Below are 21666 nucleotides of genomic sequence, written 5' to 3'. Positions count from 1 at the left end.
CCTTTTCTATCCGGTGGCGAGAATCTCGGCGACCGCCGCCGTGGACTCGGCCGTGCCGACGACGACGATGACATCGCCCGCCAGCAGGACGAAGTCGGGGGCGGGGCTGGTGATGACCTGCCCGGTGCGGACGACGGCCACGATGGAGGCGCCGGTGCGGGTACGCACGCGCGCCTCACCCATCTGCCGGTCCGCGAACGGGCTCGCGTCGGTGATCGGCAGCTGGACGCTGACCAGGCCTTCGACCTGCTTGTGCAGCTGGTTGAGCCGTTGGACGATGCGGGGCGCGCCGAGGAGCTCGGCCAGGGCGTCGGCCTCATCGTCGTTCAGGACGATGTCCTCGCGGGCGCTGTCGGGATCGTCGGGGTCGTAGATGATCAGATCGCGGCGGCCGGTGCGATGGGAGACCACCCCGATCCTGCGGCCCGCGCGGGAGGTGAACTCGTGTTTGAGCCCGATGCCCGGCAACGCCGTCTGCTCGATCTCCATGGGGTCTCCGTTCTTGAACGCCATGTGCCGTGATGCCGGAAGGGGTGGTCAGCACCAATTGCGCAAATTACCAATGCCGCTCTACCAGCTCCAGGCGGAGTTCTTCAAGACGCTCGGCCACCCGGCCCGCGTCAGGATCCTGGAGTTGCTCGACCGGCGCGAACATTCGGTCGCCGGACTGCTGTCCGAGGTCGGCCTTGAGCCTGCGCACCTGCCGCCCGTGATCAGCGTGGTCCGGTCAGCTCGCCCGAAAGCCAGTCGGCGGCCGCCGGCAGCCAGTCGGGGCGGGCGTTGCCGAGCAGGTGGTCGCCGTGCGGAACGTGCAGATACCGTCCGCGTGACGCCAGGCGGGCCAGGGGCTCGCCGTTGGTGACGCCGGGGATGGCGTCCTGGCCGCCGTCGATCACCAGCAGCGGGCAGGTGATGCGCGGGGCGAGGCCGGACAGGTCCACCTGCCCGGCGAAGCGGCGGGCCGCGTCCTCGCCGCCGGCGCGTTGGACGAGGAGGTCGCGTACCGGGGGTGGCAGGGCGTCCCAGTCCAGCCGGAACGGGCCGCTGACCGTGACGGCGGCCGCGACGCGCGGTTCCCCGGCGGCGCCTTCCGCGACGTAGTAGCCACCCAGGCTGAGCCCGATGAGCCCCACGCTCTCGGCGCCGAGCGCGTCGATGACCTGCCCGATCACCTGGTGGTAGTCGGCGCGGACGGTGGTGGTGGCGGTGAGCGCGCCCTGTCCCGGCCCGTCCATGGCGAACACGGCCATGCCGCGGCGCAGCAAGGCGTTGATCACATCGTGGAACTCCTCCTTGCCGGAGTCCAGCCCGGGGACCACGATCGCGGTGGCCGCGGCATCGGCCGGGCCGCGCAGCCGGCCGGTGAAGGTCGCGCCCTCGATCCGGCGCGCGCCCGGCTCCAGCAGGTCCAGCGCGCGGCCCATGGCGTTGTCCGCCTCGGCGGCCGCGAGCGCGCGCTCCCGGTTCGGCCCCAGGGTGGCGAAGTGGAACCAGCGCGCCGCGTCCTGGAAGTGCCCGGCCGCCGAGATCGCCGTGCTCGCCCGCGCCGCGCGGGCCAGGTGCCCGCGCGCGGCGCTCATGAAGGCTTGACCCCATTGGTCCAGGTCGCCCAGCTCGGCGATGGTCCGCTGGTACTCGTGCGGGTCGAGCCCGGCTCCGGTCGCGCGCGACAGGTTGGCGGCGGCGAAGTCCGCGGCGTTCATCGTGATGCTCCGATCGTCAGGACGGCCTTGCCACGGATACGGCGTTCCCGCAGGTCGATCAGGACATCGGCGGTCCGGCCCCAGCCGGCGGTCCGGCCGATCTCCACGTGCAGCCGCCCGCCGGCCACCAGCCGCAGCAACGTGGCCAGGTCGCCGCCGTACGGGCCGCCGGCGTAGTGGAAGTGCCGGATCACGGCGTTCTCCGGCCCGGCGAGCAGGTCGAAGAAGTTCACGGTCGCGGGTGTACGGCCGGCCTGGCCGAACCAGATCAGCGTGCCGCCCGGGACCAGCCTGGCCAGCGCGGCCGCGAGCACGCCACCACCGATGGACTCCATGACCACGTCGAACGGCCCTTCCGCGCCGGCCACGTCGTGCACGATCGCCGCGGCTCCCAGCTCGCGCAGGCGCGCCCCGCGCTCGGCGGTGGCGGTCACCGCGGTCACCTCCGCCCCGGCCGAGGCGGCGAGCTCGGTCAGATAGTGCCCCACTCCGCCTGAGGCGCCGGTCAGCAGTATCCGCCTGCCTGCGACGGCGCCGGCCGTACGGAGGAGCCGGAGTGCGGTGATCCCGGCCAGCGGCAGGGCGGCCGCCTGAACGGTGGTGATCTCGTTGGGCAGGACGGCGACGGAGTGGGTGGGCACCGCCGCGTACTCGGCCCAGCCGCCCATCGCCGGATGGCCCACCACGCGGGTGCCGGCCGGCGGCCCGGAGCCGTCGGCGGCGGCCTGGACGACCAGGCCCGCGACGTCCTTCCCCGGTGTCAGGCCGGGTTCCGGCTCTTCCAGCAGGAACGTCTCCCCGCGATTCGGCGAGAACGCCTCGACCTTGATCAGTACCTCGTCCGGGGCGGGCGTGGGCTGAACGTCCTGGGCGAACTCCACCGGCCGCGCCGCATCTCCCGTAGGGATCAATCTACGCATGCGGCCATGAAACCGTCATCCGGGTCGTGTGCTCCAACAACGATCGCGACAGACCGACAACCATCGGTTGTCACCTAAGGTGACAGGCGTGGACCTCGACTTGGCGCAGGTACGTGCGTTCGTCTTGACCGCCGAAGAACGGCACTTCGGTCACGCGGCCCAGGAACTGTCGATCTCCCAGCAGGCGCTCTCCAAGCGGATCGCCCGCCTGGAGACCACGCTCGGCCGGCGCCTGCTCGACCGCGGCGGCCAGGGAGTACGGCTCACCGAAGCCGGGCGGCGTTTCCTGGAGCCCGCCCGGCAGGCGCTGACCGCCGCGGACCAGGCCGTGGCGGCGGTGCTGGAGGCGCACCGCCCGCTGCGGATCGACGTGTGGGGACACCTGTACGCGCCCATGCGCACGCTGGCACAGGTGAGCACCGCCGAGCCGCGGCTGGAACTGGGGCACGGCCGTGACCTGCCCGCAGTGATCGCCGCGCTGCTGCACGGCGACGTGGACGCCGCCTTCGGCCGCGTCCACGCGCCGCTGCCCGCCGGGCTGACGCATCGCCTGGTACGGCTGGAGCCGGTGGATGTGATCCTCAGCGCGGATCATCCACTGGCGAACGCGCCGGCGATCCGGCCCGAGCAGCTGCGTGACGGCGTCCTGTGGGCCCCGGGCGCGTTGCACCGGCTGGACTTCCTGCGCCGCTTCGCCGATTCCTTCGGCATCCGCGAGCGCGCCGAGGGCACCAACCTCGGACTGGACCACTTCCTGGCCGACCTGGCGCTCGACACCCGGCGCTTCGGCCTGCTGCCCGCGGACGTGCCCCTCCCGCCCCGCCCGGCGATCCGCTCGATCCCGCTGATCGGCCCCACCCCCTTGTACGCCTGGTCGCTGCTGTGGCGCGGCAACGGCGCTCATCCGCTGCTGGACACCCTGGTGAGCGCCTTCGTGGCGGAGGCGGAGCGGAACCGGTGGCTGGAATACGACCCCGTCCACGACTGGCTCCCCGAGAACGACCTCCCCGGCGCCGATCCACCGGCCACCCCGTGAGGGATCAAGAACCCCGAGGACGAGCCACGTCCCGCAGCGCGGCGATGGGCGCGCCGGCACCCTCCAGGCGGCCGCGGGCGAACGCATGGGCAAAGGCATCCGCCCCCATGGCGCGCCGGGCGGCCAGGCCCAGGCCCACCTCGGCGAACTGCTCCGTGAAAGTGTTCAGCTGCTCGGCGGCCAGCCGCCTGGCCCGCTCGTGGTACTGGTCGGCCTCGGCGTACGAGCCGGTTTGCAGCGCGATCCGGCCCAGCATGGCCAGGCTGTCGGCGACCTGGGGCCAGAGCTGGAGGTCCTCGGCGACGTCGAGGGCGTCGCGGTGCAGGGCGCGGGCGCGTTCGTAGTCGCCGCTGATCTGGGCGAGGGACCCGAGCAGGTGCGTGGCCTGCAGGAGTCCCCAGCGGTCGCCTTCCTCCCGGAAGAGCGCCAGGCTCCGCTCGGCGTCGCGCCCCGCCGCGTCCAGGTCGTGCGCGGCGGTGTGGGTGGCGAGATGTGATGAGCTAACGGGTCTTCCGCACGTGGGTGGTGTCGGAGTCCAGGACGGTGCCGTTGGCGCCGGCCGGCGAGACTTCCGGCACAGGGATGCCGCGCCGGTCGACAAGGGTGGAGTGGGTCTCGCCCGGCGCGAAGGCGTGGCGTTCTCCCCACTGCCGCAGGGTGAGGATGACGGGGAAGAGGTCGCGGCCGGCTTCGGTGAGCACGTACTCCTGGCGGCGGCCCGATGGTGCGGTGCGCTGGGCGAGGAGCCCGTGAGCGGTGAGCTTGCCGAGGCGGTCGGTGAGGATGTTGCGGGCGATGCCGGTACGTCGCCGGAACTCGGTGAACGATCGTGCCCCGTCCATCGCGTCCCGGATGACGAGAAGGCTCCACCTGTCGCCGACGAGGTCGAGCGTACGGGCGACGGGGCAGGTGGGGTCGGTCCAGCCCGGGTTCGTGGTGCGCGACATGACACCTTCCAATGAGTTGCGAAGTGAAACCATTATGCCGTACGGTCAAATTGGTTGCATTTTGCTACTTATTGGAGATGGGGGCGCGATGGACATGCGGCGACGGTTGCTTCTCGCGGTGGTGTGCGGTGTCGCTGTGGCGAGCATCTACGCGGCGCAGCCGGTTCTGGAGCCCATGGGACGCGATCTCGGCGTGCCGGCGGAACTGACCGGCTGGATCGTGGCGATCGGCCAGATCGGGTACCTGGCGGGGCTGGTCCTGCTGGTGCCGCTCGGCGATGTGGCCGACCGGCGCCGGCTCATCGCCGCGCACCTGGCGCTCACCGCGGTGGGCATGATCCTGACGGCCTCGGCGCCGGCCGCGTGGGTGGCGTTCGCGGGGCTCGCGGCGGCCGGGGTGTTCGCGGTCGTGGTGCAGACCACGGTGGCGTACGCCGCGTCGGTCTCCCCGCCCGCCGAACGCGGACGGAACATCGGGGTCGTCACCTCGGGCGTCGTGGTCGGCATCCTGGGCGCGCGGGTCGTCACCGGCACGCTCGCCGAGGTGTGGGGCTGGCGGAGCGTCTATGCCGTGCTCGCGGTGCTGGCACTCGGGCTCGCCGCCCTCGTCCTCGTCGTCCTGCCGGCGGAGGAACGCCCCAGCCGGCCCGCGGGGTACCGGCGGGCCGTCCTCTCCCTGGGCGGACTGTTCCGGCAGCGCGTCTTCCTGACGCGCGGGCTCATCACGTTCTTCCTGTTCGCATCGTTCGGCACCCTGTGGAGCGGGCTGTCCCTGCCGCTGGCGGGCGCGCCGTGGCAGCTCAGCGAGAGCCAGATCGGGCTGCTCGGCATCGCCGGACTCGCCGGCGCGCTCGGCGCGGCACGCGCGGGACGATGGGCGGACGCGGGACGGGCGGCTCCGGTCACCGGTCTCGCGCTCACCCTGCTCATCGTCTCGTGGGCGGCGATCGCGCAGTTGCCGTGGTCACTGGGGCTCCTCATCGCCGGCATCGTGGTTCTCGACTTCGCGGTGCAGGCCGTACACGTGAGCAGCCAGCACCTGCTCACCGCCGCGAACCCCGACCGCACCAGCGGCGCCATCGGCGGCTACATGATCTTCTACTCGCTCGGCTCCGCCCTCGGCGCGGCCACGACCACCGCCGTCTTCACCGCCCACGGCTGGGTGGGCTCCAGCCTCCTGGGCGCCGGATTCGCCGCCTGCGCGCTGGCCATCTGGGCGTTCGACCGGCGACCCCTCGGCGGCGCGAACCTCCGAGCCGAGAGCCCCGAGTTGCAACACCGCTGAACCCGTACGTGCGCCTTCGCGGCGCGGGAAGGCGAACAACCGTGGAACAGGACTGAAACGCCTCTCGGGTGGCGGCCCCGCAACCAGCGTGACCTCACGGGCCTCTCGCACGGAACGGTGGTCTCCGGAGACCGAGGACGCTCGATGAACCGGCACCCCAGCCACGCCGCGAAGACCGGCGGCATCGCGGAGGGTGCCGGTCAGGTGGGGTGTTTGCGGGCCAGGGTGATGCCGTCGGCCATCGGCAGCAGTGTGATCTCCACGCGTTCGTCGGCGTGCAGCAGCAGGTTCAGCTCTCGGATCGCGCGGGTGTCGGGGTCCTGGGCGTCGCCGTCGACGACCTTGCCGAACAGCAGCGTGTTGTCGATGACGATCAGCCCGTTGGGCCGCACCAGGCCGAGGGCCAGCTCGTAGTAGGTGAGGTAGCCGGCCTTGTCGGCGTCGATGAAGATCAGGTCGGCGCTGGCCGGGCCGTAGGTGTCCAGGAGGTCGGAGAGTGTGGCGGCGGCGTCGCCGATGCGCTGCTCGATCCGGTCGGCGACGCCGGCGAGCTGCCAGAACTCGCGCGCCACCGGCGACCATCGCTCGGTGATGTCGCAGGTGATCAGGCGACCGCCCGGGGGCAGGGCGCGGGCCATGCACAGTGTGCTGTAGCCGGTGTACGTACCGACCTCGACCACGGTGCGGGCGCCGGTCAGGCTCACCAGCGTGGCCAGGAACTGACCCTCCTCGGGCGGGACCTGCATGAGCCGGCCGCCGGGCAGCCGCGCGGTCTGCTCGCGCAGGCCGGTCAGGACGGGGTCGTCGCGCAGGGAGATCTCGCGTACGTAGGAGCGCAGTTCGGGGGTCCAGTCGAGCTGGCCGGCCATGGGTTCAGCCTCCTTGGCGGGCCGCGCGGGCCAGGTCCGGGGCGATCAGGTCGGGGGTGGTCAGGTCGGGGGTGGTCAGGTTGCGGGTGGTCAGGTCGGGGGCGGTCAGGTCGATGGCCGCCGCCGCCGGACGTGGCGTGGGCACCTGGTGCAGCAGCTGGGTGCCTTCGACGGCGTGCCCGTCCAGGCAGGCGCACGGCTCCAGGTTGTAGCCGGCGAAGCGGTAGGCGATCTCCATCATCCGGTTGCGGTCGGTGGGCCGGAAGTCGGCGGCCAGGTGGACGCCGGCGGTCGCGGCCTGGTCGCCGAGCCAGTTCAGGATGGCCGCGCCGGCGCCGAAGGAGACCACGCGGCACGAGGTGGCCAGCAGTTTGACATGCCACATGGCCGGGTGCACGCGCAGCAGCACGACGCCGACCGCGCCGTGCGGGCCGAAGCGGTCGCTCATGCTGACCACGAGGACCTCGTGGCCGGGGTCGCCGGTCAGCTCGCGCAGCGCCGCGTCGCCGTAGTGGACGCCGGTGGCGTTCATCTGGCTGGTGCGCAGGGTGAGCTCTTCCACGCGCGCGATGTCGCCGGGTCCGGCGCGCGTTATGCGCATCTCCAGCCGCAGCGAGCGCAGGAACTCCTCGTCGGGTCCGGCGAACGCCTCCTTCTCCGCCTCGCGCAGGAATCCGGCCTGGTACATGCGCCTGCGCTGGCGGGAGTCGGCGGTGACGGTCGCCGGGCTGAACTCCGGCAACGCCGTCAGCCCCGGGAGCTGGCCGGGCTCGTACAGGCGTACCTCGGGCAGGTGGAAGGCGACCTCGGCGCGTTCGGCCGGCTGGTCGTCGATGAACGCGAGCGTGGACTCGGCGAACCTGAGCCGCTCGGCCAGTTCGCGCACGGCCGCCGACTTCGGCCCCCAGCCGATGCGCGGCAGGACGAAGTACTCGCTCAGGCCCAGGTGTTCCAGGCGGGCCCAGGCCAGGTCGTGGTCGTTCTTGCTGGAGATGGACTGCAGGATGCCCCGGGCGTCCAGCGCGGCGATGACCTCGCGGACCTGCTCGCTGACGTGGACGTCGCCGTCCTCCAGCAGCGTCCCCTGCCACAGCGTGTTGTCCAGATCCCAGACAAGGCACTTGATGGTCGCAGAAATGATCCTTCTCCTGTCGTCACGACCCGGTGAGCGCATGCCGGGCCAGGATCAGCTGGCAGATCTCGCTGCTGCCCTCGATGATCTCCATGAGCTTGGTGTCGCGGTAGGCGCGGGCCACCACGTGGTCGTCGCGCGCGCCCGCCGAAGCCATCACCTGTACGGCCGAGGCCGCGCCGCGGGCGGCACCGCCGGCGCTGACGTGCTTGGCCAGAACGGTGGCCACCACGACGTCGGGGGAGGAGGCGTCCCAGCAGTCGCTGGCGTGCTCGCAGGCGCGGGTCGCACTCCGCTCGGCCACGTACAGCTCGGCCAGGTGGCGGCCGATGAGCTGGTGCTCGGCCAGCGGCTTGCCGAACTGGCGGCGTGAGCCGGCGTGCGCGGTGGTGGCGGCCAGGCAGGCGCGCAGGATGCCGACGCAGCCCCAGGCGACCGACATGCGGCCGTAGGCCAGTGCGGTGGTGACCAGCAGTGGCAGCGGCTGGCCGCCACCGCCGAGCACCGCGTCGGCCGCCAGGCGCACCTGGTCGAAGCGGACGTCGGCGTGGCCGGCGGCCCGGCAGCCGAGCGGCGCGGCCACCGGCTCGACCGTCACGCCCGGCGCCGTGGCGGGCACCAGGACGGCGGCGGCCCCGTCGCCGTCCTTGGCGACGATGACCAGCAGGTCGGCGTAGGCGGCCGCGGTGACCCACTTCTTGTGGCCGGTGAGCACGACCGTGTCGCCGTCGCGGCGGATCTCGCTGGTCATGGCCGCCAGGTCGCTGCCGGCCTCGTCCTCGCTGAAGCCGACCGCGGCCAGGTCGCCGCCCACGAGCCGGGGCAGGTGGGCGGCGCGCTGGCCGGGGCCGCCGAGGCGCTGGATCGTCCAGGCGGCCATGCCTTGGGAGGTCATCACGCTGCGCAGGGAGCTGCACCGGCTGCCGACGTGGGCGGTGAACTCGCCGCCGTCGCGGCTGCCGAGGCCGGGCCCGCCGTACGCGGCGGGGACCTGCGCGCACAGCAGGCCACGCGCGCCCAGCGTGCGCAGCACCTCGGACGGGACGCGCCCGGCCAGGTCCCAGTCGCCGGCGCGGCCGCCGATGAGCTCGTCGGCCAGTTCCCGCGCCATGGTCAGGGCGGGCTCAGGCATCGGCCTGCTGCTCGCGCAGCCGGTGCACCAGCGCCGCCATCGTCTCGACCGAGCGGAAGTTGTCCAGTTGCAGGTCGGTGCCGGTGACGGCCACGCCGTACGCGCTCTCCAGGTGGACGACCAGCTCCATGGCGAACATCGAGGAGACCAGGCCCGAGGCGAACAGGTCCTCGTCCTTGGTGACGAACGACTTGGTGCGGCTGGTCAGGTGGGCCAGCAGCTCGTCCTCGACGGTGGTGATGGGTTCGACGGTCATGACAGCGCCTCTCCGTAGTCGTAGAAACCCCGGCCGCTCTTGCGTCCGAGGTGGCCCTGGCGGACTTTGTCCAGCAGGACCTCGCATGGCCGGCAACCTTCGTCGCCGGTCCGCTCGTACAGGGCCGTGAGGGAGTCGGCCAGGTTGTCCAGCCCGATGAGGTCGGCGGTGCGCAGCGGCCCGGTCGGGTAGCCGAGGCAGCCGTGCATCAGCGCGTCGACCTGTTCGACCGTGGCGGTGCCCGCGCCGACGACCCGCGCCGCGTCGTTGATCATCGGGTGCAGGAGACGGCTGGTGACGAAGCCGGGCGCGTCGCGCACCACGACCGGCTGGCGGCCCAGCGCGGACAACAACGCCATGGTGGCGGCCATCGCGGCCTGGTCGCTGTGCTCGCCGCGGATCACCTCGACCATCCTGATCAGGTACGGCGGGTTCATGAAGTGGGTGCCGAGCAGGTCGCCGGGCCGTTTGAGCGTGGCGGCCAGCTCGCCGATCGGGATGCCGGAGGTGTTGGTGATCAGCGGCGTGCCGGGTTCGACCAGGCCGCACACCTCGCCCAGGACGTCGGCCTTGAGCGCGGCGGACTCGGTGACCGCCTCGATCACGGCGCCGGCGTGACGTCCGTCGGCGAGCTCGCCGGTGACGGTGAGCTCGGCGGGCGCGGCGCCGCGCGGGGTCCCGCCCAGCAACTGGGCGTGGCGGGTCTGCTGCCGCACTCTGGTGTACGCGCTGTCGCGCGCGAGCGCGTCGGTCTCGACCAGCACGACCGGGACGCCGTGCCCGATCGCCATGGTCGCGATCCCGACGCCCATCGTGCCGGCCCCGATGATGGTGAGCCGGTGTGCTGACTGCTCGGTGTCCACCCAACCTCCTGAAAGGGTCACAGTGTCTGGCGCTGTCCGCTGGCCGAGCCGCGCACGGCCAGGTCCATGAGCCGGTGGATGCCGGCGGCGAAGGCGAAGCCGGGCTCGGCCGGCTCGCCGGTCCGCACCGCGCGCGAGAGCCCCTGGTAGGCGTGGGCGACGCTGGCGGCCGGTCCCGGCGCGAGGGCCGAGGCCGGGTCGTGCACGTCGACCGGGACGGCCAGGGGCAGGCTGGTCTCGCCTTCGAGCAGGCGGATGTCCCAGGGCGCGATCTGGCAGGGCAGTCCGGGTACGGCCGGTTCGATGGCCAGCGTGGCCTCGGAGCCGACGATGCGCAGGCTGAACCCGGCGGCCGCAGGCGGCGCCCCGGACAGGATGGCCACGGTGGCGGTGGCGCCGTCGTGCAGCGATCCGGCGATGACGACCTGGTCCGGCGCGCTCGCTTCGACGAGCTGCCCGGTCTCGGCGATCGTGACGCGCGGGCGGCGGGTGTCGAGCTGTGCGGAGAAGGCGGCGAAGGGGCCGAGAACGGCCCGCAGCACGGCCAGGGCGTGGCCGCCGCCGACGGTCAGCAGCGTGGCTCCGCTCGCCTGGTCGATGATCTGGCGGCGGGCTTCGGTGACGCCGGCCTCGCCGAAGCCGGACAGCATCACCTGGAAGGAGGCCGACAGCACCTGCCCGATCCGGCCGCCGGCGACCAGGTCGCGGACGAAGCGGACGCTCGGCGAGCGCACTCCCTGCAGCCCGGCCAGGTGCAGGCGGCCGGAGGAGGCCGACAGCTCGGCCAGCTCGCGCGCCTGGGTCCCGTCCAGGGCCAGCGGCCATTCGCAGTAGACGTGCTTGCCGGCGGCCACGGCCGCGCGGATGAGCGCGTCGTGCTTGGGCACCTTCACACAGATCGTCACCAGGTCGACCTCGGGGCTGGCGATCAGCTCGGCCGCCTCGCCGAAGGCGAGGGGGACGTCGAAGGCCCTGGCCGTCTCCATCGCGCTGTGCTTCCTGGTGGTGGCGACGGCGGCGACCGTGAAGTCCGGCAGCCGGCTCAGCGCCGCCAGGTGGGCGCCGACCGCCCAGCCGTTGCCGCTCGCGCCGATGATCCCGGCCCGAATCGTGCCGTTCATGCTCTTCCCTTCAACTCGTGCCCCCGGGCGAGTCAGCTCGTGCCCGCGGGCGAGGGTGACACCGGCCGCAGTCCGCGTACCGCGGGGATCGCGACCAGCGCGAGGCAGCCGAGGGTGAGGACGGCGGCGCTGGCCAGCAGGACGGGCGCGCTGCCCGCCGCCTCGGCGACCGGCCCGGACAGCGCCCGGCCCACCGGGACCAGCATCATCGAGCCGGTGATCTCGTAGGCCAGCACCCGGTTGAGGACCTCGGGCGGCACCTGGGTCTGCACGGAGGTCGACCACATCACCGCCCAGTAGGAGCGTCCGACGCCGGCCGCGAACATCGCCGCGGCCACGAGCGCGACCGGCGCCTTCAGCGCGATGAACAGGAACTGCGGGATGAACAGCGCCAGCCACAGGGCGCCGGTCAGCAGCGGCCTGCTCGGCATGCGTTTGAGCGCCAGGAAGCCGCCGGCGATCGCGCCCGCGCCGTGGGCCGACATCAGCAGCGCGTACGCCGAGGCGCCGCGGTCCTCGGTCAGGACGGTCGCGCTGAGCACGTGGTAGGGGCCGAACACGGTCAGGCCAAGGACGACGAAGACGCAGATGACCGCCCACAGCCACGGCCGGGAGGCGAAGGCCGTCCAGCCCTCGCGGATGTCCTTCAGCACACGGGGACGGCCCGCGGCGGCGCCGCCGGACAGCCGCAGCGTCCAGACCAGCAGGCAGCTGATCAGGCAGGTGGCGGTGACGAACACCATCACGACCGGCGGCCCGGCCACGACGAGCAGCACTCCGGCCAGCGCCGGCCCGCCCAGGGTCACGCACGACTCGGTGATGCGCAGGGCGGCGTTGGCCTCGTGCACCCGGCCCGGCGCGACCTCCGGGACGATGCCGGAGATGGACGGCTGGAACAGGGCGGTGGCGGTGCCGAAGACGGCCTGCGTGATGAGGATCTCGGGCAGGCTCGGGCTGCCGGTCAGCAGGCTCACCGCCAGCCAGCCCTGCGCGGCCAGCCGTACCAGATCGGCGAGGACGAGCAGCGGCTTGGGACGGAAGTGGTCGGCCAGCGCGCCGCCGAACAGCATCAGCACGATGGTGGGTCCGAGGGAGGCGGCCAGCGCGTAGCCGACACCGCTGGCGCCGTAGCCCTCGCCCAGAACGGCGGCGATCAGCCCGATCGGCAGGATGATGTCACCGAGCAGGGAGATCGTGCGGGCGGCGAAGTAGTTGCGGAAGTTCGCCGACCACAGGCGCGGCCCCGCGCCGGTCGCGAGATCCTCGGTCAAGGTTGGGCCCGGAGCTCGCGGATCGTCTCCCACAGGACGGCCGGGGTGGCGAAGGTGGTGAAGGAGACCAGGTCGTCGGGCAACGCGAGCTCGTACTCCTCCTCCAGCCTGGCCGCCAGGTTGATCATGCTGATGGAGTCGAGGCCCAGGTCGACCAGGGACACGTCGGGCTCCAGCCCGTCGGCCACGACCCCGTCGGGCAGGCACTCGGCGATGGCCGCCTCGAACCGCTCGTCCCAGGTGATCTGCATGCTCATCACTCCGTTCCTCGGTATGGGAGAAGGTTTCCGGCCAGCCAGGCGGCGACGCCGTCGGCGTCGCAGGCACCGGTGATCACGTCGGCCGCGCGCAGCACGTCCTCGTCGGCGTTCCGTACGGCCACGCCCACCCCCGCCCAGCGCAGCATGCCGAGGTCGGCCGCCGAGTCGCCGAAGGCCACCACCTGGCCCGCGTGTACGCCGCGTGCCGCGCACCAGCGGCGCAGGGCCGAGGTCTTGTCCACGCCCGGCGCGACGATGTCGGCGAAGCCGTCGAAGCGGTGCGAAACTTCGGCCAGACCGGCCACGGACGCGGTGACGGCGGCGTCGAAGCGGGCCGGATCCATCCACGGGTTGCGGGCGAACAACTTGAAGACCGGGCCGGCGACGCGGCCCTCGTCGGCCCGGCGTACGCGGACGGTGCCGAGCCGGTCGGGGTAGTCGTGTTCGACCTCCGCCGCCTCGGCGGTGACCCAGCCGAAGCGGGTGCGCGGCGCGGCGGCGGTGATCCGGTCGGCGATGGTGTGGATCGTCTCCACTTCCAGCACCTGCTGTCCGGAAATTTCGTTGGAAGGGAGGGCGTAGGTGATGGCGCCGCCGCAGCAGATGCCGGCCGAGACCAGTCCCACCTCGTCGGAGACGCGGCGCAGCGCGGACAGGTGGCGGGCGGTGACGTAGACGATGTCGAGCCCGGCGGCGGCGGCCGCGCGCAGCGTGGCCACGCTCGCGGGTGACAGCGAGCCGTCGCTGCGCAGCAGGGTGCGGTCGAGATCGGTGGCCACGACGCGCAGGCGGGAGGCGTCGATCACCGGCGCGCCTCCCCGGCGGGGACCACCTCGGACAGGCGTACGCTCCAGTCGCCGGCCGCGGCGGTGAGGAAGCGGTGGATGTCGGCGGCGAAGGCGCTCACCCAGGGCCGGGAGTAGAAGTCGGTGCGGTAGCGCACGTCCACGCTGATGACGCCGGGCCGTTCGGCGCTCAGGATGCGCAGGCCGCCGCGCGGTACCGGGAGCACGGGCAGGCCGACCTGCCTGAACACGGCTCGCCCGGTGCCGTCGGGCCCGGTGTCCGGCATGGGGGAGGCGGGGTCGTTGTGGCTGCCGAAGTCGAAGTTGACGTATCGCGGCACCTTGGCCGGGTCGGCGCCGTGGCGCACGCCGTACTGGGAAGGGTTGACGAGCTTGGTGACAAGCGAGTGCGGCAGTTGCTGGCGGCGCAGCGCCCCGAGGACCGCGCGCGTCTCCATGGCCAGCAGCCGCTCCAGCGTCGGGTCGCCGCCCAGGTCGGTGCGGAAGACGATGGGGGTGGCGAAATAGCCGAAGACGTCGGCGACCTCGGGCGGCACCCGGTTGGCCGCCGAGCCGTAGACGGCGACGTCGTAGGGGTCGTGGGGGGTCGAGCCCGGCAGGCGGTGCGCGGCGACGGCCGCCTTGACCGCGGCCGAGACGATCCCGTAGACGCTGACGCCCGCGGCCGTGGCCGCGGCGGCGAGCTTGGGCTGCAGGCCCGGCGCGGTGGTGAAGCGCACCCGGTCGGCGCCTGTTTCGCCGCCCGGCGCCGCGGGGTCGGTCAGGCCGGAGGCCGGCAGCGGGTCGACGCCGTCCAGGGTGGTACGCCAGTAGTCCGACAGCCGCTCCAGGACGGCTCCCTGCAGATAGGAGCGCTCCCATGCGGCGTAGTCGGCGAACTGGACCGCGACCTCGGGCAGCCCGGGGTCAATCCCGGCGGTCTGCGCGTCGTAGAGCCGGATCAGGTCGTTGACCAGCACGTCGCGGGACTTGCCGTCGGCGATGATGTGGTCGACGCTGAGGCCGAGCAGGCTGAGATCCTCCTCCACGCGCACCAGCCATGCGCGCAGGAGCGGGCCGCCGGCCAGATCGAAGGGCTCCTGCAGGCGGCGCTCCAGCAGGCTCAGCGCCTGCTCGCGCGAGCCGGCGGCGGCCACGTGGAAGAAGTCACGCAGTTCGGCCACCGGACGCATACGCAGGCCGTCGAATGTGGCGCGTAAATTCTCGTGGCGGGCGGCGACGCCGTGCAGCGCGGTTTCGAGCGCGGAACGGTCGAGTTTCCCGGTTATCTCAAGGCAGGTGGCGATGACATTGTTCGGAATATGCCCGCCGCCGGCCAGGAGGCGTTCTTCCTGAGTGTGTGATACCGGCAGATCCCGGTCGGCTCTCGATAGGACGGTAATTCCCCCGGACCGCGCCAAATCTTCCTCCGTATGTGGTGCGTGTGCCATCCGGGCTGTATTCGAGTGCCCCGTGGACCCGGACGCGAATGGAACTCCAACAGATCGCGTCCGCAATGTCAATGCGTCCGGACCGCCCTCACTTGCTGTCAGAGGCCTGATAACCGTCTCGACATGCGCCAGAACGGCAGTGCCCCCTACCTGCGAAGAATCTCATAAGGGGGGAGCCGTAAAACAGGATTACGGCCTGTCCAGGGCCTGGTCGACACCATCATGTGACCCACGTCACAACAAGGTCGGGGATTGACACATTCTTTTTCCGATGCGAATCTCGCCAATGATGCAGCCAGGGCTCAAAACGGGGGACGGTGCCTGTGCAAACCCATGTCTTGACGCGTTCAGGTCTGCTGCCCTGGATTATCTCGGGCTCGGATGAAGCCGCACTGCGGGCCAGGGCGGCGGAACTGTCACGGTACGTGGCAGCACATGAGCGGATCGACCTGACCGGCCTTTCCTATTCCCTTTCGAGGGCCGATGCCAGGTCAAGCAACCGGGCCGTTCTGCTGGCTCGGGACCGCGCGGGATTGATCGAGGGAATGGCCGCGCTGGCCGATGGCGAAGACGTTCCAGGGCTCTTTCGCGGCACCGGCCCAAATCGCCGGACGGCATTCCTGTTCTCCGGACAGGGCGGTCAGCGCGCGGAGATGGGCCGCGAACTCGCCGAGGTCTTCCCGGTCTTCTCCGCGGCCCTCGACGAAATCTGCGCCCACTTCGACTTCCCGCTGCGCGAGGCGATGTTCGCCGCCGACGGCACCGCGCTCGACGAGACGCTGTACACCCAGGCGGGCGTGTTCGCGCTGGAGGTCGCCCTGTTCCGGCTCGTCGAAAGCTGGGGCCCGCGGCCCGCCTACGTGCTCGGCCACTCCCTCGGCGAGCTGGCCGCGGCCCACGTCGCCGGCGTCATGTCGCTCCCGGACGCCTGCGCGCTGGTCGCCGCGCGCGGCAGGCTGATGGGCCAGGTCGCCGGGGACGGCGCGATGGCGGTGATCCAGGCCGCCGAGCACGAAGTCGCCGCCGGCCTCTCCGCGAACGTGTCCCTGGCCGCCATCAACGGGCCCGCCTCCGTCGTCGTGGCCGGAGACGCGGACGCCGTGGCCGGCCTCGGCGCGCGCTGGCAGGCCAAGGGGCGCGTCGTGCAGCGCCTCAACGTCCGGCTCGCCGGGCACTCCCCGCACATGGACGCCATCCTCGGCCCGCTGGGCGAGGTCCTGGCCGGGCTGGAACTGCGGCCCGCGCGCATCCCCCTCGTCTCCAACGTCACCGGCACCATCGCCACCGAGACCGACCTGCGCTCGCCCTCCTACTGGGTACGCCACGTCCGTGAGCCGGTGCGCTTCCACGACGGCATGCGCCGCCTGCGGGAGGAAGGCGTCACCGCCTTCCTGGAACTGGGCCCGGACGGCACCCTCACCGGCATGGGCCGCGCCTGCCTCGGCGAGGACACCGAGGCGGTGCTCGTCCCGGCGCTGCGCGGCAGCGGGGCCGAGGCCCGCGCGATCGTGCTCGCGCTCGCGCAACTGCACGCCTGCGGCACCCCGGTCGACTGGGACCCGATCTTCGCCGGCTCGGGCGCCGAACCGGCCCCGCTGCCCGCCGGGCTTTCCGATCGGGACGCCGCGACGGGCACCGGCCTCTCCTTCCGCGAACGGCTGCCGGCACTGCCCGAGCGGGAGCGGCTGCGCGTCCTGACCGACCTGGTGCGCACCCAGGTCGCCTTCGCCGCCGACCACCTGACCGCCGACGAGGTCACCGGCACGCGTCCGTTCGCCGAGCTCGGCCTGACCTCGCTCAACGCCGTCGAGCTGCGCGACCGCCTGGCCGCCGCCACCGGCACGCGCCCGGCCGCCACGCTGATGTTCGACCACCCCACCCCGGCCGCCCTCGCGCGCCACCTGCACGACCTTCTCGCGGGTACGGCCGGCGGCCCGCGCACCGCCCCCGCACCCATGGCCGGCGACCCGGTCGCCGTCGTCTCCATGAGCTGCCGCTACCCGGGCGAGGTGCGCTCACCCGAGGACCTGTGGCGCCTGGTGTCGACCGGACAGGACGCCACCGGCGGCTTCCCCGCCGACCGCGGCTGGGACCTGGAGATCCTCAGCCGCTTCAGCGAGGGCAGAAAGGGCGCCAAAGGTCCCGCCTACCGCAACGCGGGCGGCTTCCTGTACACGGCCGGCGAGTTCGACCCCAGCGTGTTCCGCCTGTCACCGCGCGAGGCCCTGGCCATGGATCCGCAGCAGCGCCTGGCCCTGGAATGCTCCTGGGAGGCGATCGAACGCGCCGGCATCGACCCCGTCTCCCTGAAATCCACCGAAACCGGCGTGTTCGTCGGCACCAACGGCCAGGACTACGCCTCCCTCCTGCACGCCTCCCAGGAAGGCGTGGACGTCTACCACGGCACCGGCGGCGCCGCCAGCGTCCTGTCCGGCCGCATCTCCTACGCCCTCGGTCTCGAAGGCCCCGCCCTGAGCGTGGACACCGCCTGCTCCTCCTCCCTGGTGGCCCTCCACCTGGCAGGTCAGGCGCTGCGGCAGGGCGAGTGCTCGATGGCCCTGGTCGTGGGCGTCACCGTGATGGCGACCCAGCGCAAGTTCCTGGAGTTCGCGCGCAACCGGGGGCTCTCGCCGGACGGGCGGTGCATGTCGTTCGCCGAGTCGGCCAACGGCATCGCCCTGTCGGAGGGCATCGGCGTCCTGCTGCTGGAGCGGCTGTCCGACGCCCGCCGTAACGGACACCGCGTCCACGCGCTGCTACGAGGCAGCGCGATCAACCAGGATGGCGCCTCCAACGGCCTGACCGCACCCAACGGACCCTCGCAGGAGCGGGTGATCCGGCGCGCGCTCGCGCACGCCGGACTGCGCCCGGACGACGTCGACGCCGTGGAGGCGCACGGCACCGGCACCCCGCTCGGCGACCCCATCGAGGCCAACGCCCTGCTCGCCACCTACGGCCGCGACCGCCCCGCCGGACGCCCCCTGTGGCTGGGTTCCCTCAAGTCGAACCTCGGCCACAGCCAGGCCGCCGCCGGCGTCGGCGGCGTCATCAAGGTCATCATGTCCCTGCGCCACGGCCTGCTGCCCCGGACCCTGCACGTGGACGAGCCGACCAGCCGCGTCGACTGGAGCGCGGGCCCCGTGCGGCTCCTGACACGGGAGACGGCCTGGCCCGCCCGCGACGTCCCGCGCCGGGCCGCCGTTTCGGCGTTCGGCATCAGCGGCACCAACGCCCACGTGATCATCGAAGAGGCCCCGCACCCGAACCCCGGGCCCTCTCCGAACCCCGTACTCTCTCCGAACCCCGCACTCGCCGCGGAGCCCGCGCGCGCCCGCGACGTCCGCGCGCCGTGGATCTTCGCCGCGCGCACCGAACCCGCGCTGCGCGCGCGGGCCGCGCAACTGCTCGACGTGCTCGAACGCGGCGCCGCGCCCGCCGACGTGGCGGTGTCACTGGCCACCAGCAGAGCATCACTCGAGTACGGCGCCGCCATCGTCGCCACGGGTCGGGCCCACCTGGCCGAGGCCCTCACCGCCGTGACCACCGGCGGCGAGACGGACGGCCTCCACCGGCGCACCACCCGCAAGGAACCCGCGACCACGCTGCGGCTCACCGCGGGCGGCGGCCGGTTCGCCGACGAACTGGCCACCGCCCTCCCCACCTACGCGCGTGAACTCGCCGCGATCACGGCCGCACCGGGTACCGGCGTGTGGGGACCATCCGGGCAGGAGGCCGGCCGCGCTCTGATCCGCTGCCTCTTGCACTGGGGTCTTCGCCCGGACTCCATCACCTGCCCGGAAGGCTTCGCCGCCGGGATCGCCGACCTGGCCGGGGTGCCGGTCCTGGCGGCAGCGGCCGAGCCGGACTCAGGTCTCGTGGTGACGGTCGGGGACCCTCTCGTGGTGACGATCGGCGACCCGGCCCGGCCCGCGCACGAGGGCCATCTGACCTACCATCCCGGCGAGGGCGCCGCCGTGCACGAGCTCGCCACGTTGCTCGCCCGCCTGTACGCCGCGGGCGTCACGGTGAACTGGCGGGCGTTCACCGCCGAGTTCGGCGGCGGACACGTGGACCTGCCCACCTACCCGTTCCAGCGACGCCATTACTGGCTGAAGGCGCCGGCCGCGCCGTACACCTCCCACTGAAGCGGCCACCATGCCGCTCGCCACTCGCCCCGCGTCGAGGGCCAGGGACTACCTCGCCTCCGTGCTCTCCCAGGCGGGCAGCGCCCGCGAGGACGCGGCAAGCGCCGCGGCGCAGGTGCACGTGGACCTGCCCGGCCAGGACGCCGCGGCGTTCTACCTGACGTTCACCGAGCACGACCTGCTGGGCTGCGGCCAGGGGGTGCTGGCGGCGGCCACCGCGGTGGCCCGCTTCGACGGTGGCGTCATCGAGCACCTGTGGAGCGGGCGCGTCACGGGCACCCAGGCGGTCATGTCCGGGCGGGTCAGCCTGGAGGGATCGTACGGCGAGCTGGCAGGGCTGCGCCGGGCCATGCGCGGGCCGAGGTTCCGGGCGTGGGTCAACCGGCTGCGGCTGCCGTCCAGGGCGGCGCACCACCCGGCCTTCCGCCCGCGCGGCGGCCCGCCGCTGATCGTCATCCTGGGCGCGACCAACGACGACAGCGGCGGCCTCAGCCCGATGGCGCGGGCCAGGGCGGCGAAGGCGATCGAGGTGCGGAACATGCTGGCGGGCGCGCGGCTGGTGCTGACGGGCGGCTTCGGCGCCCATTTCAACACCACCGGCCACCCCCACTGGCGCTACCTGGCCGACCACCTGAGCGAGTGCGGGGTGCCGCCGCAGGACATCCTCGCGGTGACGGAGAGCAAGCACACCTACGAGGACATCCTGTACCTGCGCGAGGTCGTCGCCCTGCACCGCCCGAAGCGGGTCGTGGTGGTGACCTCGGACTACCACGCGGCCCGGGTCCGCTGCATCCTCGACCTCGTGCTGCCGACCGCGGGCCTGGCGGTGGCCTCCAGCGACGGCGTGGACGCGCGCCTGCTCGCGCGCCTGGCCGCTCACGACGAGGAAGCCCTGGCCAGGACGGTCGTGGCCGCCGCCCTGTTCGGGCCCGACCAGCTCAACGACGGCCCGCTCGCCGTCTGCCTGGGCCCGACGTTGTGCTGGAAGTCCGTCTGATCCGGTACGCGCTCACCGACCCGCTCGACCATGGCGTCCTTCCAGGCCCGATCACCTCGATCTCGCCGCCGGCCGGGGGGATTCCGCCGACGAGCACCCGGACCGGTTCACGTGGTCACCCCGGATGAGTGGCCGAAGGTGTATCTGAGCATGCCCTTGTCCATTCTGGCCAGGCCCGGGATCGCCCGCATGATGGCGCAGCGGATCTGTTCGCCGCGTGGCATCTTGGCCACTTCGGGGGAGCTGATGAACCGTTCCCGCTCGGCCAGTTTCAGGTCCGGGTTCCAGCGCTCCACCTCGCGCGGGTTGTCGAACCCCTCGTTGACGGGGACGCCGATGGTCTTGATGGCCGGGACGACGGTGCGCATCATCCGGGAGGAGAGCTTGGAGAAGCCCAGCAGGAGGATCTCGCCGCCGTCGAAGTGGGCGGTGATTCTGGTGAGGAGTCTGATGAAGGTGGGTTTGGTCATCCAGGGGTAGAGCCCGTCCATGACGGCGATGACGGGCCGGTGTGGCGCGAGCGCCTCCAGCCAGCCTTCGTCGTTGAGCGAGGTGGCCAGCATGTGGATGTTGGCGGTCCGCTCGTACACCTGGGCGCGCAGGGCGATCATCGTGGGCAGGTCCACGTCGTACCAGTCGGTTTCGGGGGGCGGGCCGATCCGGTGGCCGCGGCTGTCGAGCCCGCAGCCGAGGTCGAGAACGATGGCGCCGGGGTGGCGGGTGAGAAAGCGGCGGATCCAGCGGTCGAAGTGGACGGCCCTGATGGTGACGTTGAGGCGTTCCTTCTCTTCGAGTTTGGGACTGGGCTGGATGCGCCGCCAGTCGTAGTCGAGGGCCTGGGCGATCTTCTGGGCGTAGGGGTCGCCCAGGATGGGGCCGGGGGCGCCGGCGTCCACCGCGCGGGCGTGCAGGGTGATGAACGAGGTCTCCTCGATGCCGCTCAGGCCCGCGGTGCTGATTCCGGGCACGGTCTTTTCCTCTCTCGCTGCCGCATCGCGGCGACGGGGACACTCCGCGCCTCCTCCCGTGACCGCCGGCGATCATGAGCGGGGGTGTCGGCGCCTGTCTTCACATTTGCCTTTATGTTTCAGCCAAAACTGAAATGGCTAGCATCTTGGACTTAACCATCATTGGCGGCAATCGGCAAGCGCTCGTGACGAGGAACGGCTTCAGTGCCTGGTGTTCGAAGCGGCCCTGGCCGCGTTGCTCCCTCGCCCAGGGCCGGTTGGCATCGAGATGGTGGTTCCCGGATGAGCTACTCGGTGTTGCTATCTACCAGTACCCGGTGTTACTTTGTACTGGTAGATAGCGCCACCGAGTAGTTGGCGCGCTGGCCGTGGCGCGTTTCGCCCCCGGCGACCGGCCGTAAATCAGAGAACGGATATCCGGATGACAGTCCATCAGGCACCAGGGCCCGCGATCCGCGTTCAAGGTCTGACGAAGGCCTACAAGGAACTGCGGGTGTTGCGGGGTGTGGACTTCGAGGTGGCGCG

Annotated in this window: 22 protein-coding genes; 5 read left to right on the top strand and 17 right to left on the bottom strand. The window is 72.2% G+C overall.

The features are described 5' to 3' along the window. Nucleotides 1–6 precede the first annotated feature (6 nt). From ACIBKY_RS52275 to ACIBKY_RS52260, 4 genes are all read right to left on the bottom strand, one after another. On the bottom strand, nucleotides 7–489 hold the full coding sequence (locus ACIBKY_RS52275; RefSeq protein ID WP_397109700.1) for a cation:proton antiporter regulatory subunit: 483 nt from the start codon (nucleotides 487–489) through the stop codon (nucleotides 7–9). 67 nt (nucleotides 490–556) lie between these two features. Next, nucleotides 557–700 (bottom strand): hypothetical protein, encoded by a 144-nt coding sequence (locus tag ACIBKY_RS52270; protein ID WP_397109698.1) that lies wholly within the window; start codon nucleotides 698–700, stop codon nucleotides 557–559. Nucleotides 701–713: 13 nt separating this feature from the next. After that, entirely contained in the window at nucleotides 714–1703 is a 990-nt protein-coding gene (locus ACIBKY_RS52265; protein WP_397109696.1) for an alpha/beta hydrolase family protein, read from the bottom strand. Beyond that, entirely contained in the window at nucleotides 1700–2623 is a 924-nt protein-coding gene (locus ACIBKY_RS52260; protein WP_397109694.1) for a zinc-binding dehydrogenase, read from the bottom strand. Before ACIBKY_RS52260 ends, ACIBKY_RS52265 begins: the two co-directional genes overlap by 4 nt. A gap of 88 nt (nucleotides 2624–2711) precedes the next feature. Between ACIBKY_RS52260 and ACIBKY_RS52255 the strand changes: the two genes are divergently transcribed. Continuing rightward, nucleotides 2712–3659 carry a LysR family transcriptional regulator gene (locus ACIBKY_RS52255; protein ID WP_397109692.1) on the top strand — a complete coding sequence of 316 codons (948 nt, stop codon included), beginning with the start codon at nucleotides 2712–2714 and terminating at the stop codon, nucleotides 3657–3659. A 4-nt stretch (nucleotides 3660–3663) separates the two neighbouring features. Here ACIBKY_RS52255 and ACIBKY_RS52250 read toward each other — a convergent pair whose 3' ends face one another. Next, on the bottom strand, nucleotides 3664–4260 hold the full coding sequence (locus ACIBKY_RS52250; RefSeq protein WP_397109690.1) for a tetratricopeptide repeat protein: 597 nt from the start codon (nucleotides 4258–4260) through the stop codon (nucleotides 3664–3666). After that, nucleotides 4160–4606, bottom strand: a complete 447-nt coding sequence (locus ACIBKY_RS52245) for a winged helix-turn-helix transcriptional regulator (protein WP_397109688.1) — start codon at nucleotides 4604–4606, stop codon at nucleotides 4160–4162. The genes ACIBKY_RS52250 and ACIBKY_RS52245 overlap by 101 nt, the downstream gene beginning before the upstream one ends. 88 nt (nucleotides 4607–4694) lie before the next feature. On the opposite strand from ACIBKY_RS52245, the gene ACIBKY_RS52240 reads away from it, so the two are divergent. After that, a complete protein-coding gene (locus ACIBKY_RS52240) occupies nucleotides 4695–5891 on the top strand; it encodes an MFS transporter (protein ID WP_397109686.1) in 1197 nt (398 codons plus the stop codon). A 200-nt stretch (nucleotides 5892–6091) separates the two neighbouring features. Here ACIBKY_RS52240 and ACIBKY_RS52235 read toward each other — a convergent pair whose 3' ends face one another. From ACIBKY_RS52235 to ACIBKY_RS52190, 10 genes are read right to left on the bottom strand one after another with little or no spacing between them, the layout of a single operon-like run. Beyond that, a complete protein-coding gene (locus tag ACIBKY_RS52235; protein WP_397109684.1) occupies nucleotides 6092–6760 on the bottom strand; it encodes an O-methyltransferase in 669 nt (222 codons plus the stop codon). A 4-nt stretch (nucleotides 6761–6764) separates the two neighbouring features. Continuing rightward, nucleotides 6765–7934 carry an HAD-IIIC family phosphatase gene (locus tag ACIBKY_RS52230; protein WP_397109682.1) on the bottom strand — a complete coding sequence of 390 codons (1170 nt, stop codon included), beginning with the start codon at nucleotides 7932–7934 and terminating at the stop codon, nucleotides 6765–6767. Then, nucleotides 7915–9024, bottom strand: coding sequence for an acyl-CoA dehydrogenase family protein (locus ACIBKY_RS52225; RefSeq protein WP_397109681.1), 1110 nt, complete (start codon nucleotides 9022–9024; stop codon nucleotides 7915–7917). The genes ACIBKY_RS52230 and ACIBKY_RS52225 overlap by 20 nt, the downstream gene beginning before the upstream one ends. Further along, a complete protein-coding gene (locus ACIBKY_RS52220) occupies nucleotides 9017–9280 on the bottom strand; it encodes an acyl carrier protein (RefSeq protein ID WP_397109680.1) in 264 nt (87 codons plus the stop codon). Before ACIBKY_RS52220 ends, ACIBKY_RS52225 begins: the two co-directional genes overlap by 8 nt. Beyond that, nucleotides 9277–10143 (bottom strand): 3-hydroxyacyl-CoA dehydrogenase family protein, encoded by an 867-nt coding sequence (locus ACIBKY_RS52215; RefSeq protein WP_397109678.1) that lies wholly within the window; start codon nucleotides 10141–10143, stop codon nucleotides 9277–9279. The genes ACIBKY_RS52220 and ACIBKY_RS52215 overlap by 4 nt, the downstream gene beginning before the upstream one ends. Before the next feature lie 17 nt (nucleotides 10144–10160). After that, nucleotides 10161–11264 (bottom strand): Gfo/Idh/MocA family protein, encoded by a 1104-nt coding sequence (locus ACIBKY_RS52210; protein ID WP_397109676.1) that lies wholly within the window; start codon nucleotides 11262–11264, stop codon nucleotides 10161–10163. Nucleotides 11265–11296: 32 nt separating this feature from the next. After that, complete coding sequence (locus tag ACIBKY_RS52205; RefSeq protein WP_397109674.1) at nucleotides 11297–12535, bottom strand: MFS transporter; 1239 nt, start codon at nucleotides 12533–12535, stop codon at nucleotides 11297–11299. Next, a complete protein-coding gene (locus ACIBKY_RS52200; protein ID WP_397109672.1) occupies nucleotides 12532–12792 on the bottom strand; it encodes an acyl carrier protein in 261 nt (86 codons plus the stop codon). The genes ACIBKY_RS52205 and ACIBKY_RS52200 overlap by 4 nt, the downstream gene beginning before the upstream one ends. Continuing rightward, nucleotides 12792–13601, bottom strand: a complete 810-nt coding sequence (locus ACIBKY_RS52195) for an HAD family hydrolase (protein WP_397109670.1) — start codon at nucleotides 13599–13601, stop codon at nucleotides 12792–12794. Before ACIBKY_RS52195 ends, ACIBKY_RS52200 begins: the two co-directional genes overlap by 1 nt. Next, nucleotides 13598–14830, bottom strand: a complete 1233-nt coding sequence (locus ACIBKY_RS52190; RefSeq protein ID WP_397109812.1) for a condensation domain-containing protein — start codon at nucleotides 14828–14830, stop codon at nucleotides 13598–13600. Before ACIBKY_RS52190 ends, ACIBKY_RS52195 begins: the two co-directional genes overlap by 4 nt. Between ACIBKY_RS52190 and ACIBKY_RS52185 the strand changes: the two genes are divergently transcribed. The 3 genes from ACIBKY_RS52185 (at nucleotide 14807) to ACIBKY_RS52175 (ending at nucleotide 20173) form a co-directional block, all read left to right on the top strand. Then, the gene (locus ACIBKY_RS52185; protein ID WP_397109818.1) at nucleotides 14807–14944 is read left to right on the top strand and encodes a hypothetical protein; all 138 of its coding nucleotides are present in this window, start codon (nucleotides 14807–14809) and stop codon (nucleotides 14942–14944) included. The genes ACIBKY_RS52190 and ACIBKY_RS52185 overlap by 24 nt on opposite strands. A gap of 632 nt (nucleotides 14945–15576) precedes the next feature. Beyond that, nucleotides 15577–19176: a beta-ketoacyl synthase N-terminal-like domain-containing protein gene (locus ACIBKY_RS52180; RefSeq protein WP_397109810.1), complete on the top strand. Its 3600-nt coding sequence runs from the start codon at nucleotides 15577–15579 to the stop codon at nucleotides 19174–19176. A gap of 10 nt (nucleotides 19177–19186) precedes the next feature. After that, on the top strand, nucleotides 19187–20173 hold the full coding sequence (locus tag ACIBKY_RS52175) for an ElyC/SanA/YdcF family protein (RefSeq protein ID WP_397109668.1): 987 nt from the start codon (nucleotides 19187–19189) through the stop codon (nucleotides 20171–20173). Between the two features lie 107 nt (nucleotides 20174–20280). Here the strand turns inward: ACIBKY_RS52175 and ACIBKY_RS52170 are convergent, their stop codons facing one another. Further along, complete coding sequence (locus tag ACIBKY_RS52170; RefSeq protein WP_397109666.1) at nucleotides 20281–21141, bottom strand: class I SAM-dependent methyltransferase; 861 nt, start codon at nucleotides 21139–21141, stop codon at nucleotides 20281–20283. Nucleotides 21142–21666 lie beyond the last annotated feature (525 nt).

Origin of the sequence: Nonomuraea sp. NPDC050394 (genome assembly GCF_044459065.1) — a bacterium.
Classification (GTDB): Bacteria; Actinomycetota; Actinomycetes; order Streptosporangiales; family Streptosporangiaceae; genus Nonomuraea.
Note: the sequence above shows the minus strand (reverse complement) of the source record. Positions and strands in the feature narration are given on the sequence as shown.

Coding starts and splice junctions, on each gene's coding strand:
- ACIBKY_RS52225 (WP_397109681.1), bottom strand. CDS start 9,024: ATGCCTGAGCCCGCCCTGACCATGGCGCGGGAACTGGCCGACGAGCTC.
- ACIBKY_RS52210 (WP_397109676.1), bottom strand. CDS start 11,264: ATGAACGGCACGATTCGGGCCGGGATCATCGGCGCGAGCGGCAACGGC.
- ACIBKY_RS52200 (WP_397109672.1), bottom strand. CDS start 12,792: ATGAGCATGCAGATCACCTGGGACGAGCGGTTCGAGGCGGCCATCGCC.
- ACIBKY_RS52180 (WP_397109810.1), top strand. CDS start 15,577: ATGGCCGCGCTGGCCGATGGCGAAGACGTTCCAGGGCTCTTTCGCGGC.
- ACIBKY_RS52275 (WP_397109700.1), bottom strand. CDS start 489: ATGGAGATCGAGCAGACGGCGTTGCCGGGCATCGGGCTCAAACACGAG.
- ACIBKY_RS52230 (WP_397109682.1), bottom strand. CDS start 7,934: ATGCGCTCACCGGGTCGTGACGACAGGAGAAGGATCATTTCTGCGACC.
- ACIBKY_RS52220 (WP_397109680.1), bottom strand. CDS start 9,280: ATGACCGTCGAACCCATCACCACCGTCGAGGACGAGCTGCTGGCCCAC.
- ACIBKY_RS52260 (WP_397109694.1), bottom strand. CDS start 2,623: ATGCGTAGATTGATCCCTACGGGAGATGCGGCGCGGCCGGTGGAGTTC.
- ACIBKY_RS52175 (WP_397109668.1), top strand. CDS start 19,187: ATGCCGCTCGCCACTCGCCCCGCGTCGAGGGCCAGGGACTACCTCGCC.
- ACIBKY_RS52235 (WP_397109684.1), bottom strand. CDS start 6,760: ATGGCCGGCCAGCTCGACTGGACCCCCGAACTGCGCTCCTACGTACGC.
- ACIBKY_RS52245 (WP_397109688.1), bottom strand. CDS start 4,606: ATGTCGCGCACCACGAACCCGGGCTGGACCGACCCCACCTGCCCCGTC.
- ACIBKY_RS52265 (WP_397109696.1), bottom strand. CDS start 1,703: ATGAACGCCGCGGACTTCGCCGCCGCCAACCTGTCGCGCGCGACCGGA.
- ACIBKY_RS52240 (WP_397109686.1), top strand. CDS start 4,695: ATGGACATGCGGCGACGGTTGCTTCTCGCGGTGGTGTGCGGTGTCGCT.